This window comes from Collinsella aerofaciens (assembly GCF_015558785.1).
Lineage (GTDB): Bacteria > Actinomycetota > Coriobacteriia > Coriobacteriales > Coriobacteriaceae > Collinsella > Collinsella aerofaciens_P.
The window spans coordinates 124,324-139,686 of the sequence record NZ_JADMOP010000002.1 but is presented as its reverse complement, the minus strand read 5'-3'; the positions used below and the strand labels follow the sequence as shown (position 1 = coordinate 139,686).

Below are 15,363 nucleotides of genomic sequence, written 5' to 3'. Positions count from 1 at the left end.
CGCTACCACTCGATCGTCTCGATAGGCACGGGATTTTGCTGGACCGTCTCGCTCTCCACACGACCACTCTTAAAGCGGATCAGGCGATCGGCCATGGGCGCGAGCGCGGAGTTGTGCGTGATGATGATGACCGTAATGCCCTGCTTGCGGCAGGTATCCTGCAGCAGCTTCAATATCTGCTTGCCGGTTTTGTAGTCGAGCGCGCCCGTGGGCTCGTCGCACAGAAGCAGCTTGGGGTTCTTTGCCAGTGCGCGGGCGATGGACACGCGCTGCTGCTCGCCGCCCGAAAGCTGTGCCGGAAAGTTGCCCAGGCGCTCGCCCAGGCCAACCTGGCGAAGCGTCTGTTCGGCATCGAGCGAATCGGGGCAAATTTGCGCCGCGAGCTCGACGTTTTCGAGCGCCGTCAGGTTGGGGACCAGATTGTAGAACTGGAAGACAAAGCCGACATCGGCGCGGCGGTATTCCACGAGCTGTGCCTCGTTAGCAGAGCTCACGTCGCGCCCGTCCACCGTCACGGTGCCGGAGGTCGCCGTATCCATGCCGCCCAGAATGTTGAGCGCCGTGGTCTTGCCGGCACCCGAAGCGCCCAGAATGATGGCGAGCTCACCGCGCTCGACCGTAAAACTCGCACCGTCGAGCGCGTGAATACGGGCGTCGCCCTCGCCGTATGCTTTGATGACGTCTTTGAATTCGATATAGGCCATCGATTAATTCCCATCTGGTCGGATAACTCTTTAGTATTACCCATTTCGCACCGACCAAAAAGGGACAGGTTTATTTTGGCAGGTTTTATATGGGGAAACGGCAGCTATAGATGAGGCGCCGGGGAGGCAGAGAAATCATCGACGGGGTCAGGCCGACCGCCAAACACAACGCACGCATCTCAATCTGTCAGCCAACTCATTCGAACAGCTGTTCGTTTCTATGATATGATTCAGCTATCTAAGCAGGCCAATACGCAGAAAGGCGGCCAACATGGCGTTCGACTTTAAGAAGGAATGCAAGGAGCTCTACAGACCTGCAAGCAAGCCGAGTATCGTAACTGTCCCGCCTATGAACTACGTAGCCGTTCGCGGAAAGGGTGACCCAAATACCGAAGGTGGCGAGTATCAAAACGCCCTGCCGTTGCTTTACGGCATCGCCTATACCGTCAAGATGTCGAAGAAAGGCTCAAGGAGTATCGAGGGCTATTTCGACTTTGTGGTACCGCCGCTCGAGGGTTTCTGGTGGCAAGACTCCCCGAGCGGCGACATCGACTATGTACGCAAGGACGATTTCAACTTTACCTCGTGCATCCGCCTGCCCGATTTCGTCACCCAAGATGACTTTGACTGGGCAGTCGCGGAAGCCACGACCAAGAAGAAACTGGACTTTTCCGCCGTTGAGCTGCTTAAAGTTGACGAGGGTCTCTGCGTTCAATGCATGCACACCGGGCCCTACGACAACGAACCGGCGACTGTAAACGCTATGCATGAATACATGACCGAGCAGGGCTATGTCCCCGACTTCTCAGACTCCCGTTTACATCACGAATTCTATCTCTCCGATCCACGCAAATGTGCACCGGAGAAACTTAAGACTGTGGTTCGTCATCCTATCAAGCGCGCTGAATAGCGTGGGGCGCCGTCCCGCGCATCAGGTTTTAGGCCAGGCAATCAGCCGCTCCAAGGTCATCTGGCAGCTTCCTTGACGCAGGTCATCGTATCTTATAATTTTATGTCTCTAAAGCTGGAAAGCCTCTCAACGATGCGCAACTCCAGCTCTTTTTATATCAAGAGGCTTAAATGAAATACCAGAAGTCGTGGATATCCATCAACGAACAGATAGTACTATTGACAGCTAACAAGGGTCTTAAGTGCTCTGATCAAAGCGAACTCGAGCGAGCTTTGGTCGAAGTCGGCTACTACAGGCAAAGTGTTCAAGCGTTACTCCTCGTACGCGCCCTCAAGCCGCAGCAGCCACTCCTTGCGGTCAAGCCCGCCGGCATATCCGTTGAGCGATCCGTCGGCTGCCACCACGCGATGGCACGGCACGATAATCGAAATGGGATTACGCGCGACCGCAGCCCCCACAGCACGGGGAGACACAACGGGCGCCTCGTTTCCCGGTACACGATGTCGGGCGGCGACACGCTGGGCGATCTCACCATACGTAGCGACCTCACCACGCGGAATAGAAAGCAGCTCAAACCAAACCTCGCGCTGAAACGCCGTACCGATCATATGCAACGGCGGCGTAAACCGAGGCTCCTGCCCTGCAAAATAAGCATTCAGCCAAGCCCAGGAACGCTCAAGCACCGAAGAGGCCGCACCATTTGCCGGATTCGCCGACAACATGCCACCAATACCGGAAACCGCGTCGGCGCCTTCAACGTGCTCCGCATCTTCTTTGAGCAGCGTAGAGCCAAAATGCTCCTGCCCCTCAAACCAAAGCCCTGTCAAACCGCGGCCATCAGCGGCAAGCAGAATCTCGCCCAAAGGCGAAGCAAACGTCGTCGTGACCACCAGCGGCTCCTTTCAAAACTCCGCACCATGATACCGCGAATTGTGCAGACAACCTGCCTGATACGCCCGGGCAGGCTCGTAATTGTTTAAGCGAGACCGCTTTCCCCAATCAAGCGAAGATGACGCGGGGGCTCGACGCCAAAGCGGTACCTCTACCAGCTGAGCTCTAATACTTTTCCCGAGAAGTGAACGAGTAAAAACGAAGCCCCGGAGCATCCACACCTTTAGACCGCAAAACCGCAGGATTCGCACAGCAAAACCGCAGGAAATAGCGGTCAAAATATGCCAATGCTTCAGGGGTCAAAATAAGGTCGTTCACTTCTCGGGAAAAGTATTAGACCCCGATTCACCCCAACCCCAAAGTCACCTCAGGCGGCAGGCGCAGCGCGCCGCAGCTGCCGTCACGGCCCCGCAGTCACCCCAGGCAGCAGGCGCGACAGCGCCGCAGCTGCCGACCGCGCTCCGCAGTCCCCAAAGGCGGCAGGCGCAAAGCGCCGAGGCCGCCGCCGGGACCAGGGCCTGCAACGGCCACGTGCCCCCATATCAGCCCAGCGGCCCCAACCAACAACGGCCCCATCGCAGGTCGCTTGCAGCAGCGTCACCGAAGGCGGGGGCCGGGCTTAGTTTTCAGAACACTCCGCAGACCAGTGTGGCGCCTTGTCCGCGGCTCCGAAGGAGCAGGACAAGGCGCCACACATGGTCGAGGACGTTCTGAAAACTAAGCCCGGCCCCCGCCGGACAGGTCACACTACTCGCAGAGCAGCTTAGCAATCTGGACGGCGTTGGTTGCCGCGCCCTTACGGATTTGATCGCCGCAGCACCAGAAGGTGATGCCACGCGCGGCCTCGGGGTTCGAGATATCGCGGCGCACACGACCGACCCAAATCAGGTCCTGGTCGGACGTATCCATCGGCATGGGGAAGCGATCGTGCGCATCCTCGGCGCTCATGTCGTCAACCAGCTTCACGCCCGGAGCGGCGGCCAGCGCAGCACGGGCCTCGTCAACCGTAATGTCGCGCTCAAACTCGAGCGTAATGCTCTCAGAGTGCGAGCGCAGCACGGGCACGCGCACGCAGGTGCAGTTCACGCGCAGCTCGGGCAGGTGCATGATCTTGCGGCCCTCGTTTTGCAGCTTCATCTCCTCGGAGGTAAAGCCCTCCTCCTTGACGCCGCCAATCTGCGGAATCAGGTTACTCGCGAGCTGGGCGGCAAATGCGCGCGGCTCGGGAATCTCCTCGCCACGGCCCAGAGCGGCCAGCTGAGCCTCGAGCTCGGCCATACCGGGAGCGCCAGCACCCGAAGCCGCCTGGTACGTCGAGACGATCATGCGCTTCACGCCGGCGAGCTGATGCAGCGGCCAGGTGGGAACCAGGCCGATAATGGTCGCGCAGTTGGGGTTGGCGATCAGGCCGTGGTGCCACTTGATGTCGTCGGCATTGATCTCGGGCACGACCAGCGGTACCTCGGGATCCATACGGAAGGCATGGCTGTTGTCGACCACGACGGCGCCGCGCTTGACGGCCTCGGGCAGTAGCTCCTTCGCAATGTCGTCGCCGGCGGCTCCAAGCACAATGTCACAGCCCTCAAAGGCCTCGGGGCAAGCCTCTTCGATCACGATCTGCTCGCCGCGGAACTCGACGGTTTTGCCCGCAGAACGAGCGCTCGCCAGCAGCTTGAGCTTGCCAACCGGAAACTCCTGCTCGTTTAAGCACTCGAGCATCTGGGTGCCCACGGCTCCCGTCGCGCCCAAAATAGCAACCGTGTACTGTTTCATGCTTCCCCCTTTAAAGGTTATGGCTTTTGCCTGCACGCCGAGCAGGCCGATTGTTGTTGCCAGTGTATACAAGAACGGGGCGGACACGAAACCCGCCCCGTCGAAACGAAACCGAAACGAAACGCCCCGTGCTAGATTTTTGGCACTTGTCCCAAAAATATACCGAGCAGTCGCTACTTTTTGAGCGCGGCCAGGGTGGGATCGACCGGCGTGGGAGCCTCCAAATCGGAGACCTTCACAATGCCGTTCTCATCGGAGAAGGCACGGTAAATGGTCCGAATCGCCAGGTCGAAGTCTTTCTCCTCGACACCGATAATGATGTTGATCTCGTCGCAGCTCTGCGAAATCATGCGCACGCTCACGCCGGCCTGGCCGAGCATGCCAAACAGATGCCCCGAGATACCCGCACGGCCGCGCAGGTTACGACCGACGGTCGCGATGAGCGCCAAGCCCTCGACAACCTCGATCTCGAGCGGCTCGACCTCCTGCTGAATGTCGCCCACAAGCGAGTACAGCGAGTCGTGCACATCCTGCTCCTGCACCACAGCGCCAAAGCGGTCGACACCGGTGGGCATGTGCTCGACGGAAACGTCATAGCGTTCGAACACCGAAAGTGCACGGCGCATAAAGCCAACGCGGGGCTTGGTGCGGTCGCGGGCAACGTTGATGGCGACAAAGCCGCGCTTGCCGGTCACGCCGGTAATGATGGGCTCGGCCTCACCCTCGTCAGCCGTCTCGCTAATGATGGTGCCAGGATCCTGCGGCGCATTGGTGTTCTTGATGACCAGCGGAATACCCGCCTCGCGCACGGGGAACACGGCCTCCTCGTGCAGGACACTTGCGCCCATGTACGAAAGCTCGCGCAGCTCCTCGTAGGTAACGCGCGCAATGGGCTGAGCCTCGGGAACAATACGCGGATCGGCAGAATAGAAACCCGAGACGTCGGTCCAGTTCTCGTACAGGTCGGCACCCAGGCACTTGGCCAGGATCGAGCCCGAGATATCGCCGCCGCCACGATCGAGCAGCTTGATCTGACCCTCACGCGTCGCGCCGTAGAAACCGGGCATAACAAAGCCGCCCTGCTGGCCGTACTCCTGCACCAGCTCGGAGGTACGGTTCATGCTGAGCGTACCGTCGTGATGGAATGCCACAACCGTCGCAGCGTCCAGGAACGGCAGACCCAGGTATTCGGCCATCAGGCGAGCGGTGAAGTACTCGCCGCGGCTCACGAGCTCCTCGGTGGAGTAGCCGCCCGAGCGGGCGCGCTCGGCAAAGGCCGCGAACTCCTTACGGATGGGATAGGTGAGCTCCAACTCGTCAGCGATATCAAAATAGCGCTGACCAATGTCCTCGAGCAGCTCCTCACACGACACGTGATACTTAACGTGCGCGTTAACCAGGTAGAGCAGGTCGGTCACCTTGGTGTCGCCCTTAAAGCGACGACCGCAGGCAGAAACCACCACAAAACGGCGGGCAGGGTCGGCATCGACGATGGCCTTGATCTTCTTGAAGTGTTCAGCGTCGGCGACCGACGAGCCGCCAAACTTGGCAATTTTTATCATGGCGTGGAGGTTACCTTTCTAAAAGCCTCTGCAAACCTGTTTTGCGCGCTCTGATACCATGGGTTCACCGATTGGGACCAAGGTATCCGAGGAGCACTGTTATATGGGAACTTATCATAGTACACGAGGACGCACTTTATCATGCTCAAGTAAGGTGGCAATCCGCACCGGCATCGCTCCCGACGGGGGTTTGTTTGTCTCGGACGAGCTTGGCACCCAGCAGGTCGATATCAGCTCGCTTGCCGATAAATCGTACTTTGAAATCGCTCAAAATGTGTTGGGAATGTTACTGAACGATTACACGGACGAAGAAATTTCGGCCTGTGTGAATGAGGCTTACCGCGGTACGTTTGCGAGTGATGAGGTCACGCCGCTCGTCAAACTCGACGCAGCGCCGGGCACCGACGCTCCTCAAACCTATGTGATGGAGCTCTTTGGCGGTCCCACGAGCGCCTTTAAGGACGTCGCCTTGCAGATGCTCCCCCGCCTGATGGCCCGCACCTCTGCCAAGGACGGTGGCGCCGAGCGCATCATGATCGTCACCGCCACGTCGGGCGACACGGGCAAGGCAGCGCTCGCCGGCTTTGCCGACGCTCCGGGCACGGGCATCACCGTCTTTTATCCCGAAGGCAAAGTCAGCCGCGTGCAGAATCTGCAGATGTCCACGCAGGAGGGCGGCAACGTCGCCGTCTGCGGCATCCGCGGCAACTTCGACGACGCCCAGAGCGCCGTCAAGCGCATCTTTGCCGATAAGGAGCTGGCCGAGCGCCTTGAAGCCGCCGGCACGGTGCTTTCGAGCGCCAACTCCATCAACGTCGGGCGCCTGGTGCCGCAGGTCGTCTACTACTTTGCCGCCTATGCGCAGCTGCTGCGCGCCGGTGCCATCGAGGCCGGCAATGCCGTGGAGTTCTGCGTGCCGACCGGCAACTTTGGCGATATCCTGGCCGGCTACTACGCCAAGCGCATGGGTCTGCCCGTTGCCAAGCTCATCGTCGCGAGCGACAAGAACAACGTTCTGGCTGACTTCCTGACCACCGGCGTCTACGACCGCAACCGTCCGTTCTTCACGACCATCTCGCCGTCGATGGACATCCTCATCAGCTCCAACCTGGAGCGCATGCTGTACTTCCTGTCCGATGGCGACTGCGAGCTCGTTGCCGGCCTTATGGAGCAGCTGGCACAGACTGGTCGCTATGAGGTTCCCGCCGACCTGCTGGCAAAGATTCAGAGCGTGTTTGGCTGCGGCTGGGCCAGCGAGGACGAGGTCCGCGCCGCCATCAAGAGCTGCTGGGACGCCAACGGCTACGTGATCGACCCGCACACCGCCTGCAGCTATCACGTCTTTGAGCAGGTCGCCCCCGCCGAGGGCGCTAAGGCTCGCGTGCTGCTTTCGACCGCCAGCCCCTACAAGTTCCCACGCGCCTGCTGCGACGCCCTGGGCCTCGACGTTCCCGAGGATGATTTTGAGGCCATGCGTGTACTCGAGCAGGCCACCAACACGGTCGCCCCGACCCAGCTCGCCGAGCTCGAGTCCAAACCCGTCCGCTTCGAAGACGTCTGCGACGTAGCCGACATGGCCAACTACGTAGAGTCTGCAGCAAAAAAGATGGCTACCAACTAAACCCCATATAAGGCGCCGGCGAAAGCCGGCGCACCTTCTTTTATCAGATACCTACCGGGATGATGACGAACGTGCATAGCGTGCCTGGCTGTTTAGTTCGTCGCGAGTTCCGCACGCAAAGGAAAGCACTTAATGTGCTTTCCGTCTTGCGCAGGACTGCCCGAGCAGCGAACTAAACAGCCAGGCACGCCAGGAGGACTCACATGATCAAGATCACCGTCCCAGCAACAAGCGCCAACTTGGGCATTGGCTACGATACCCTCGGCATGGCCGTCAGCCTCTACTCGCACTTTACCTTTGAGCGCGCCGACAAGCTCACCATCACGGGCTGCCCCGAAGAGTTCCAAAACGAGAATAACCTGGTCTATGTAAGCTTTGTCGATGCTCTGGCCGCCTGGGGCGAGCCGGCTTTTCCCGTTGCCATCGACATCCAGACCGACGTGCCCGTCGCCCGCGGCCTGGGCTCCAGCTCCACCTGCGTCGTCGCCGGCATTATGGCCGCCGCCGCACTGACAGGCCACACCGTCGACCGCGCCGAGCTGGTTCGCATCGCCACCGAGGTCGAGGGCCATCCCGATAACGTCGCCCCCGCTATCCTGGGCGGCGCCGTCTGCTCCTTTACGCCGACCGATTCGCTCCCCCAGTGCCTGCGCTACGAGGTGAGCGATCGCCTGCGTTTTATTACCGTGATTCCGCCCTACGAGGTACACACGAGCGAGGCGCGCAAGGTCGTGCCGCAGGAGATTCCGCTCTCCACCGCCGTGTGGCAGATGGGCCGCATCGCCGGTATGACGCGCGGCTTGGAGACCGGTGACCTCAACCTGATTGCCGCCGCCAATGACGACCGCATTCAGGAGCCCTATCGTCGCCGCCTGATTCCCGACTACAACGCCGTGCGCGACACCTGCCTTAACGGCGGCGCTAAGACCATCTGGATTAGCGGCTCGGGCTCGACCCTCATGGCTGTGACCGACGATACCATCGTGGCAAAGTTCCTGCAGGTCAAGCTGCGCGAGCAGTTCCCTAAGTGTGATACGCATATTCTGACGTGCGACACGGAAGGCGCCCAGATCGAATACCTGTAGTCGCCGTCCCGTATACTCGCCGGGGAGGCCAGGGGGCTTTGCCCCCAAATCGTCCTCGGACATGGCAGGACCCCCGCTGCGCACTTCGTGCGGCGGGGGTCCTGCCGTCCTGCGGAAAGATTTGGGGGCAAAGCCCCCTAGCCTCCCCTATGTTAACTTCACCGGCGGCGGCTACAGGGACCTACGCTCTGGAAAGTCGCCGGGCTGATAGTTTGGATTTTTATTGATAGGGGCTCTTGCTAGGCTGGAGCACTTCCTAGAGGCGGGCATCGGCTGTGTGCTTGGCTTAGACGGCGCCGGTTTCTTTGTATTCGAAGACTGGTTCTAGGAGGTCCTCGATGTTGCAGTGGAGGGCTTTTGCTATGGCTCGTACGCTTGTTACCGAGGCTTCATTGATGTTTCTCTGACGCTGCTCGTACATTTGGATTGAGCGGAGTGACACACCCGATTCGTATGCCAGATCTTGTTGGGTTTTCTTGAGTCTCTTTCTTGCTAACGCAAGTTTGGTTTGCCTGGACGCTTTTTTCGCCATATCGCAGACGAGACGAGCCACGCGTTCCTCCGAGGCTTCGTGCCAGGGGCAATACAGACTGCGCAGCACATCAAATGGAACGACATGCAGCAAATCTTCGAAAGACTCTCCTAAGCGCCACTGCAGGTATGCCAGCATCCAGCCTGTCCAGTATTCCGGTGTCTTTTCGAATCGGTAGGTTCGATTTGGCATCGGCCTTGATTGATAGCCGGACCTTTCGGCAATGAGCGCGAACAGCTCAACGCCCGATTTTCCCGACACTACCCATGCATTGCCGCGCTCAAACTCTCGAGCAACCCCGCTCAGGCAAAAGAGTTCAGCAACTTCCGATCCTTCTGCTCCATAGTCATTGACGGCATAGTCAAAGCAGTCGCCGAGGTTGTTCATTGCATCCTCGAGGTAGTAGACGGGGTATGTCCTACTCGGCCCACAATCCGTTAACTCTTGGATCATTCAAATCAACCCTCCCTGCCATCAAATCCCTAATGTCAACACCATCAGAGTCAAATCCGTTTACCGTATCCAGATACTTACGTCGAGCGTTCTGTTCTCGCTCAAATCGTTTGGGATAAAACTCAGCTCCCGAGACCTGCTTCCAATCGCAGAACCTGATCGCCGAGAACGCGCGCTCACTCATAAGCGCATATTGAGTGCCCAAATCCCCCAAAAACATAATGCGCTGCAATTGCCTGAGCGAGATCATGCCGTTGACAAACTGTCTTGCAAACGAGAAATAGGAATCGTCTGCACGATAGCCTCGAATAACGTCATAGGGAGAAATATCAATCAGGCAGTTATCCAGCAGATAACGAAGCCCCTCGCGTGCTACTGGCGTTGAAACATTGAACTCTCTGTTATTCGCCAGAATTGCAAGCCAGTTGAGAATCGAGAACTCACCTGATTCCAAATCCAAAATCGCAAGGCCATCTAAATCAAGCTCATATCGATTGGCAATGCCATCAGACTCGGTCCGACATGCCCACTCCATTGCCATTTCCTCATGCGGTGTGCAATAAAACCCGCGCCCATAGTCATTGAATTGCCTGCATTTATCCAACGATGGATGCTCGACAACAACCTCCGACCCGTGCCAAAGCTCCATATCGACCTCCTAAAAAATATCACCCCAGTGATAGTTTACCAATAACTATCACTGGGGTGATATAGATGGGAGCTTTTGAGGGGCTGCAGCCCGATTAGAGGCAGGCCTCGGCGATGCGCTTTTTGAGTTCGTCGATGCCGGTACCGGTCTGGGAGCTTGTGATGATCACGTTTTCGGCCGGGACGTTGAGCTGCTTTTTGATGGCTGCTGCCTGGCGGGCCTGCTGGGTGCGGCTGAGCTTATCGGCTTTGGTGAGGCAGACGATAAAGTTGAACTCGTTGCCCTGTAGATAGTCGATCATGTCGTGGTCGAGCTTGCTGGGGTCGTGGCGAATGTCCACCAGCGAGACGACCAAGTTAAAGCTGCGCTCGGAGTCGAAAAAGTCGCCAATGAGCTCGGCCCAACGATCGCGCTCGGCCTTGGAGCGACGCGCGAAACCGTAGCCCGGCAGGTCCACAAAGTGCACGTCGTCGGCCTCGAAGAAATTGATATTGCTCGTCTTGCCCGGCGTGCTGGAAACCTTGACCAGGTTCTTGCGGCCAAAGAGCTTGTTCATGATCGACGACTTGCCCACGTTGGAGCGGCCGACAAAGCTCACCTCGGGGCAGGTGGACTCGGGAATCTGCGAAACCTTGCCGTAGCTGGCAACGAACTTGGCAAGCTGATAGTTAATGGAATCGGCCATGGACACTCCTTGGTCGTAGGTTCTTACAAATAGACGCGCTATTGCGCAGCGGCAATGCGGCGGACGATATCGAGCGTGATGCCGCTCGCGGTGCGAGCGTACTCGTCCAGATCGAACTCGCGCTCGCAAAACGCGTCATATGCCTCGTCGCAATTATCGCTGATAGCGCGCAGCACCAGGCAATCGACACCATTCTTGGCCGCGATGTGCGCAATTGCCGCGCCCTCCATCTCGACGCAATCGGCATGCGTGGCCTCAATCGCAGCGTTACGCATGGCATCACCAGTAACAAAGCGGTCACCCGTGGCGATAGTGCCACACAGGAACTGCTTGGGGTCCTTCTCCGCAGAAGTCTCATCCGCCGAGACATCCACAAATCCACGCTCGGCAAGCACGGCGGCGGCGACATCAGCCAACACCGGCGTCGAGACAAACTCCTCGAGCCCCGGCGCGGACTCGGCGATGAGTGCCGTATCGGTATCCAGATAGCGCAGGCACTTGCCTATAACCACGTCGTTAATATGCAGTTTAGGGTTAAGGCCACCCGCAATGCCCGAAAACACTACGGCCTGCGGGGCGTATTTGCTGATGAGATGCTGCGTTGCGGCAGCGGCGTTCACGGTCCCCATGCCCGCCGTCGTGGCGACTACTGTCAGACCCGAAAGCCCACCGTTCACAACGGTCAAGCCCGCCTCCTGCGACTCATGCGCGCCACTCAGCTCTTCCTTAATCTGCGCAACCTCTTTTTCGAGCGCACCGATGATTGCGATGGTAGGCATACCATCCCCCAAACCTGTGAAAACTGCTTATCCACGGTATGGTACCAGCATTTTGACTCAACCGTGTCTGCACCAAGCCGTTAGGCCAGTACAGCTCGGATATCATAAAGGGGCAAAAATGGCTTGTTAGCCGATGGCCGACCTGAGCTCCGCACGGCGCTTTTTCATGCCGGTCATAACGGCATTGCGCAGCTCGGGCATGCGCGCGGTATCCATCTGGGGCACGCCCTCGAGCTTATAGGGAATGCCCAGTTGCTCGTACTTGACGACACCCATCGTGTGATATGGCAGCATTTCCAGGCCCACCACGTTGTGCCATGGAGCGATGAGGCGACCGAGCTTCTCGCACTCCTCCACCGTGTCGGTAATGCCCGGCACCACCACGTGACGGATAACAACCTTGATCTTGCGACGTGCAAGCTCATCGCCAAACGCCAAGATGCGTGCGGGATCGCAACCAGTCAGCTTTTTATGCTCGACCGGGTCGGCATGCTTAATATCGAGCAGCACCATGTCGGTCTCGTTGAGAACGGCATCGAACTTCTCGGGGTGATTGGGATCAAACGCATATCCGCAGCTGTCAAGGCAGGTATGCACGCGGCCATCGGGGTTATTGTGCATGGCGCGGAACAGGTCGGCCAAAAACTCAGGCTGTAGGAGCGGCTCGCCGCCCGAAACCGTAATTCCGCCGCTGCGATAGAACTCGTGGTTACTCTGGAACTCATCCATCAGGTGTTCGACGGTCACCATGGTGCCGCCGTTAACCGACCAGGTATCGGGATTGTGACAATACGCGCAGCGCATGGGACAGCCCTGGACAAACACCACAAAGCGAATGCCGGGTCCGTCGACCGTTCCCATCGTCTCGATTGAATGCACGCGGCCTAGGGCAAATGCGGAATCCTCAGGACGAGCGTCCACACCCTCAAGCGTCATCTCAGCCATTCCCGCTACCTTGCCTCTCCTTGGATGCAACCAATTAAAATGCCAGAGCCATTCTAGCCCATGCGCTTGCGTTTAAACGTCTCGGGCTAGAATGGCACGTTTTAATCTATCCCCCATCACCATGGCTGGGGTCTACGTCGAGATGTCAGGCTGAAGAACGCTCACCTGCGGCCTTTACGCCTTAAGCGTGAGCACCGCACCGAAGGCGGTCGGGCCGCAGTGGCTCGAGATGACGCCACCAACCTGAGTCCAGGTAATGTCCTTAAAGCCCAGGTCGCGCGCATAGATTTCCATGTCGTCGCGCAACTCCTCGGAAAGACCCACCGAATACGCCAGGCCAATATGCGAGTAGTCGATCTCGCCCTTGGCAACCATGTGGTCAATAAAGGCACGGGCGCACTTGAGCATAGAACCGCGGAACTTCTTGGTCGCCACGAACTTGCCGCCCGTCACCTCAATGCAGGGCTTAATCTTGAGCAGGTGGGCACCGAGGAATGCCACGTTGGACAGACGACCGCCTGCCTTAAGGAAGGCAAGGTCCGTAGGAACAAAGCCCAGCAGCACACGGTCCATGACGGAGTTCGTAAATGCAAAGATCTCGTCGACGGTGGCATCGGGGTGAGCCTCGATGTATTTGGCGGTCTCGACGACAACAAGCGACTGGCCCACCGAGACAAAGCGCGTGTCCATGGAGAACACGTAGTCGCGGCCCTTAGCTGCAATCTTGGAGGACTGATGCGAGCAGGTCGTGGCCTCGGAGTACGCAAGATGCAGAATGGTCGCATCGGGCTGCTCGGCATGGATACGGTCGTACACGTGAGCAAAATCCGCAGGCGCGCAGCCGCTGGTCTTGGGCATTACGCCAAACTCGTTGCAGCGTGAATAAATCTCGAGCGGATCGATCGAGCCGTCCTCGACGGTCTCGTCACCAATCATGACATGCATGGGCACGCGCACGATGCCGTAGCGTTCGCAAAGCTCCGGCGTCACATCCGACCCAGACTCAACCACGATTACGTACTTGCCCATTATTATCACGACCCATCTCAACATTGGCTTTTCAATACATGGCACGCGCCGCCGCACTGTTGCACAACGGCGTCCAAGCGCCAAAGAGACGCCGCCCCTTGCACACAACAAAGGACAGCGTCTCCCTGGAAAACTCCGTGCATCCTGAGATTCTACACGGTTTATTAAGGAGTGTTACTTATTCCGCAAACGGTCGCTATACGCGATAAACGGTAGCTGGCCGCGGTAACTGCGACACATTCCGCCCAGCAAGTCCAATCGTACTCCATGCACGGTTAATGCACGAGGCGGTAGAAATTCATCGATACCGCACCCTCGGCGTGCAGCTCCATCGCCGGAACCGCCGGCGAATAGGTACGGCTCGTAAGTGCCGCCTCGCCGCCATTTGCAAAAATCTCGACCATCGTAGTGTCCGAAAGCACGCGTAGGTCGCGAAGCTCGCCGAGCTCAATCGACCTCTGGTCGCGCCCATAGCCTTCGTCACCCATATCGAGGGTAAGCATCCCGTCCGTATAACGCACAAAGACACCCTTGCGGATTTCGAGCTCGACCATCTTGGCGCCCTCACAGGAAACCACAAGATCAAACAGGCGGCCCGGCTCCTCAACGGTTTCACCGCCTGTCGCGCGAACGCAGTCGCCGCGCACCTTCTCAATCTCGTGCGCCGGCTGCTGACAGAGCTTACCATCGCGTATGCTCAGCTCTCGCGGCACCGTCAACGCGCACTGCCACCCGCGTGCCACCGTCGGGTTTTCTGCCGTCGCATCGGGGCAACCAGACCACCCGATCATCAAACGCCGACCCGCAGCATCCTCAAAGGACTGCGGTGCGTAGAAATCAAAGCCGGCATCGACCATCGGGGGCATGCCCTGCCCGGTGATCTTAAAGCTCGGCGCCTCCCAATCGGCCTCGATGGAGAACCACACGCACTGGTGCGGATTGCGGTAACACCAACCATCGGCGGGCACACCCTGCGGACAGCAAACGAGAATAAGCTCGCCATCAAGCTCAAATAGATCAGGGCACTCCCACATAAAGCCAAACTTCTCGCCCGGCTCAATGCGCGTCGCATAGCTCCAGTCCTCTAGATCGTGCGAGGCATAGACAAGCACGCAGCCACGATTGTCTTTCGTACGAGCGCCGAGAACCATGTAGTAGATACCGTCGTGTTCAAGGATTTTGGGGTCGCGCACGTGCGTACCGATATCGTCGGGGTAATCGACCGGCCCAACAGCCATGCGCTTCTCGCCCAATTCGTCGGGATTCTCGGCAACCATATGAATTTGGTTTTGCTCACGGCCCGTCAACACGTAGTCGTAATCATCGCGGTCAAAATGCTTGACGTTGCCGGTATAGAAGTAGTGAATCTTACCATCACGTACAAAGGCAGAACCAGAATACGCTCCACTCGAATCCAAATCGGAATCGGGAAACAGCACGGGACCGTGATTCTCGTAGGTCACAAAATCCTTTGTCGTCAGATGGTTCCAAAGCACTGGACCGCCATGCGCAGCATCGAACGGATCGTATTGATGATAGATGTGATACGTATCACCAATCTGAACCAAACCGTTGGGGTCGTTGAGCCAGCCAAGCTCAGGCTCCACATGGAACAGGAGCCTATCGGGGTCGGACGCGATGCGAGCCGCCGTCTCGTCCTGTCCAGCTCGCCACTGCTCATAGTCCGCGCGTGTCACCTTATTTTTTTGATTAAACATCGCCGTTGACTTTCTCGTCTATGGGGA

General features: G+C 58.3%; 14 protein-coding genes. 3 read left to right on the top strand and 11 right to left on the bottom strand.

Annotated elements, in window-relative coordinates:
• Window positions 1-2 precede the first annotated feature (2 nt).
• Window positions 3-704 (bottom strand): ABC transporter ATP-binding protein, encoded by a 702-nt coding sequence (locus I2G40_RS01720; RefSeq protein ID WP_195543976.1) that lies wholly within the window; start codon window positions 702-704, stop codon window positions 3-5.
• A gap of 271 nt (window positions 705-975) precedes the next feature.
• On the opposite strand from I2G40_RS01720, the gene I2G40_RS01715 reads away from it, so the two are divergent.
• Complete coding sequence (locus tag I2G40_RS01715) at window positions 976-1,614, top strand: GyrI-like domain-containing protein (protein ID WP_195543975.1); 639 nt, start codon at window positions 976-978, stop codon at window positions 1,612-1,614.
• Between the two features lie 311 nt (window positions 1,615-1,925).
• Here the strand turns inward: I2G40_RS01715 and I2G40_RS01710 are convergent, their stop codons facing one another.
• From I2G40_RS01710 to I2G40_RS01700, 3 genes are all read right to left on the bottom strand, one after another.
• A complete protein-coding gene (locus tag I2G40_RS01710; RefSeq protein ID WP_324252552.1) occupies window positions 1,926-2,504 on the bottom strand; it encodes a methylated-DNA--[protein]-cysteine S-methyltransferase in 579 nt (192 codons plus the stop codon).
• Between the two features lie 748 nt (window positions 2,505-3,252).
• On the bottom strand, window positions 3,253-4,278 hold the full coding sequence (locus I2G40_RS01705; protein WP_195543974.1) for an aspartate-semialdehyde dehydrogenase: 1,026 nt from the start codon (window positions 4,276-4,278) through the stop codon (window positions 3,253-3,255).
• Window positions 4,279-4,451: 173 nt separating this feature from the next.
• Window positions 4,452-5,840, bottom strand: a complete 1,389-nt coding sequence (locus I2G40_RS01700) for an aspartate kinase (RefSeq protein WP_195543973.1) — start codon at window positions 5,838-5,840, stop codon at window positions 4,452-4,454.
• A 103-nt stretch (window positions 5,841-5,943) separates the two neighbouring features.
• Here I2G40_RS01700 and thrC point away from each other — a divergent pair, with 103 nt between their 5' ends.
• A complete protein-coding gene (gene thrC, locus I2G40_RS01695; protein WP_195543972.1) occupies window positions 5,944-7,461 on the top strand; it encodes a threonine synthase in 1,518 nt (505 codons plus the stop codon).
• A 203-nt stretch (window positions 7,462-7,664) separates the two neighbouring features.
• A complete protein-coding gene (thrB, locus tag I2G40_RS01690; RefSeq protein ID WP_138374602.1) occupies window positions 7,665-8,546 on the top strand; it encodes a homoserine kinase in 882 nt (293 codons plus the stop codon).
• A gap of 286 nt (window positions 8,547-8,832) precedes the next feature.
• On the opposite strand, the gene I2G40_RS01685 is transcribed toward thrB, so the two are convergent.
• The 7 genes from I2G40_RS01685 to I2G40_RS01655 form a co-directional block, all read right to left on the bottom strand.
• The gene (locus I2G40_RS01685) at window positions 8,833-9,465 is read right to left on the bottom strand and encodes a helix-turn-helix transcriptional regulator (RefSeq protein WP_195543971.1); all 633 of its coding nucleotides are present in this window, start codon (window positions 9,463-9,465) and stop codon (window positions 8,833-8,835) included.
• A gap of 31 nt (window positions 9,466-9,496) precedes the next feature.
• The gene (locus I2G40_RS01680; RefSeq protein WP_195543970.1) at window positions 9,497-10,180 is read right to left on the bottom strand and encodes a DUF3990 domain-containing protein; all 684 of its coding nucleotides are present in this window, start codon (window positions 10,178-10,180) and stop codon (window positions 9,497-9,499) included.
• A gap of 94 nt (window positions 10,181-10,274) precedes the next feature.
• Complete coding sequence (gene yihA / locus I2G40_RS01675) at window positions 10,275-10,865, bottom strand: ribosome biogenesis GTP-binding protein YihA/YsxC (protein ID WP_006234871.1); 591 nt, start codon at window positions 10,863-10,865, stop codon at window positions 10,275-10,277.
• A gap of 38 nt (window positions 10,866-10,903) precedes the next feature.
• Window positions 10,904-11,644 (bottom strand): 5'-methylthioadenosine/S-adenosylhomocysteine nucleosidase, encoded by a 741-nt coding sequence (gene mtnN, locus I2G40_RS01670; RefSeq protein ID WP_195543969.1) that lies wholly within the window; start codon window positions 11,642-11,644, stop codon window positions 10,904-10,906.
• Window positions 11,645-11,770: 126 nt separating this feature from the next.
• Window positions 11,771-12,589, bottom strand: coding sequence for a pyruvate formate-lyase-activating protein (gene pflA, locus I2G40_RS01665; protein ID WP_195543968.1), 819 nt, complete (start codon window positions 12,587-12,589; stop codon window positions 11,771-11,773).
• A gap of 174 nt (window positions 12,590-12,763) precedes the next feature.
• The gene (locus tag I2G40_RS01660; protein WP_229090599.1) at window positions 12,764-13,618 is read right to left on the bottom strand and encodes a DegV family protein; all 855 of its coding nucleotides are present in this window, start codon (window positions 13,616-13,618) and stop codon (window positions 12,764-12,766) included.
• A gap of 275 nt (window positions 13,619-13,893) precedes the next feature.
• Window positions 13,894-15,336, bottom strand: a complete 1,443-nt coding sequence (locus tag I2G40_RS01655) for a glycoside hydrolase family 32 protein (protein ID WP_195543966.1) — start codon at window positions 15,334-15,336, stop codon at window positions 13,894-13,896.
• Window positions 15,337-15,363: the final 27 nt, after the last annotated feature.

Bases quoted from the DNA above. Each gene is read 5' to 3' on its own strand.
- I2G40_RS01720 (WP_195543976.1), bottom strand. From the start codon at position 704: ATGGCCTATATCGAATTCAAAGACGTCATCAAAGCATACGGCGAGGGC.
- I2G40_RS01715 (WP_195543975.1), top strand. From the start codon at position 976: ATGGCGTTCGACTTTAAGAAGGAATGCAAGGAGCTCTACAGACCTGCA.
- I2G40_RS01705 (WP_195543974.1), bottom strand. From the start codon at position 4,278: ATGAAACAGTACACGGTTGCTATTTTGGGCGCGACGGGAGCCGTGGGC.
- I2G40_RS01700 (WP_195543973.1), bottom strand. From the start codon at position 5,840: ATGATAAAAATTGCCAAGTTTGGCGGCTCGTCGGTCGCCGACGCTGAA.
- thrC (WP_195543972.1), top strand. From the start codon at position 5,944: ATGGGAACTTATCATAGTACACGAGGACGCACTTTATCATGCTCAAGT.
- thrB (WP_138374602.1), top strand. From the start codon at position 7,665: ATGATCAAGATCACCGTCCCAGCAACAAGCGCCAACTTGGGCATTGGC.
- I2G40_RS01685 (WP_195543971.1), bottom strand. From the start codon at position 9,465: ATGAACAACCTCGGCGACTGCTTTGACTATGCCGTCAATGACTATGGA.
- I2G40_RS01680 (WP_195543970.1), bottom strand. From the start codon at position 10,180: ATGGAGCTTTGGCACGGGTCGGAGGTTGTTGTCGAGCATCCATCGTTG.
- yihA (WP_006234871.1), bottom strand. From the start codon at position 10,865: ATGGCCGATTCCATTAACTATCAGCTTGCCAAGTTCGTTGCCAGCTAC.
- mtnN (WP_195543969.1), bottom strand. From the start codon at position 11,644: ATGCCTACCATCGCAATCATCGGTGCGCTCGAAAAAGAGGTTGCGCAG.
- pflA (WP_195543968.1), bottom strand. From the start codon at position 12,589: ATGGCTGAGATGACGCTTGAGGGTGTGGACGCTCGTCCTGAGGATTCC.
- I2G40_RS01660 (WP_229090599.1), bottom strand. From the start codon at position 13,618: ATGGGCAAGTACGTAATCGTGGTTGAGTCTGGGTCGGATGTGACGCCG.
- I2G40_RS01655 (WP_195543966.1), bottom strand. From the start codon at position 15,336: ATGTTTAATCAAAAAAATAAGGTGACACGCGCGGACTATGAGCAGTGG.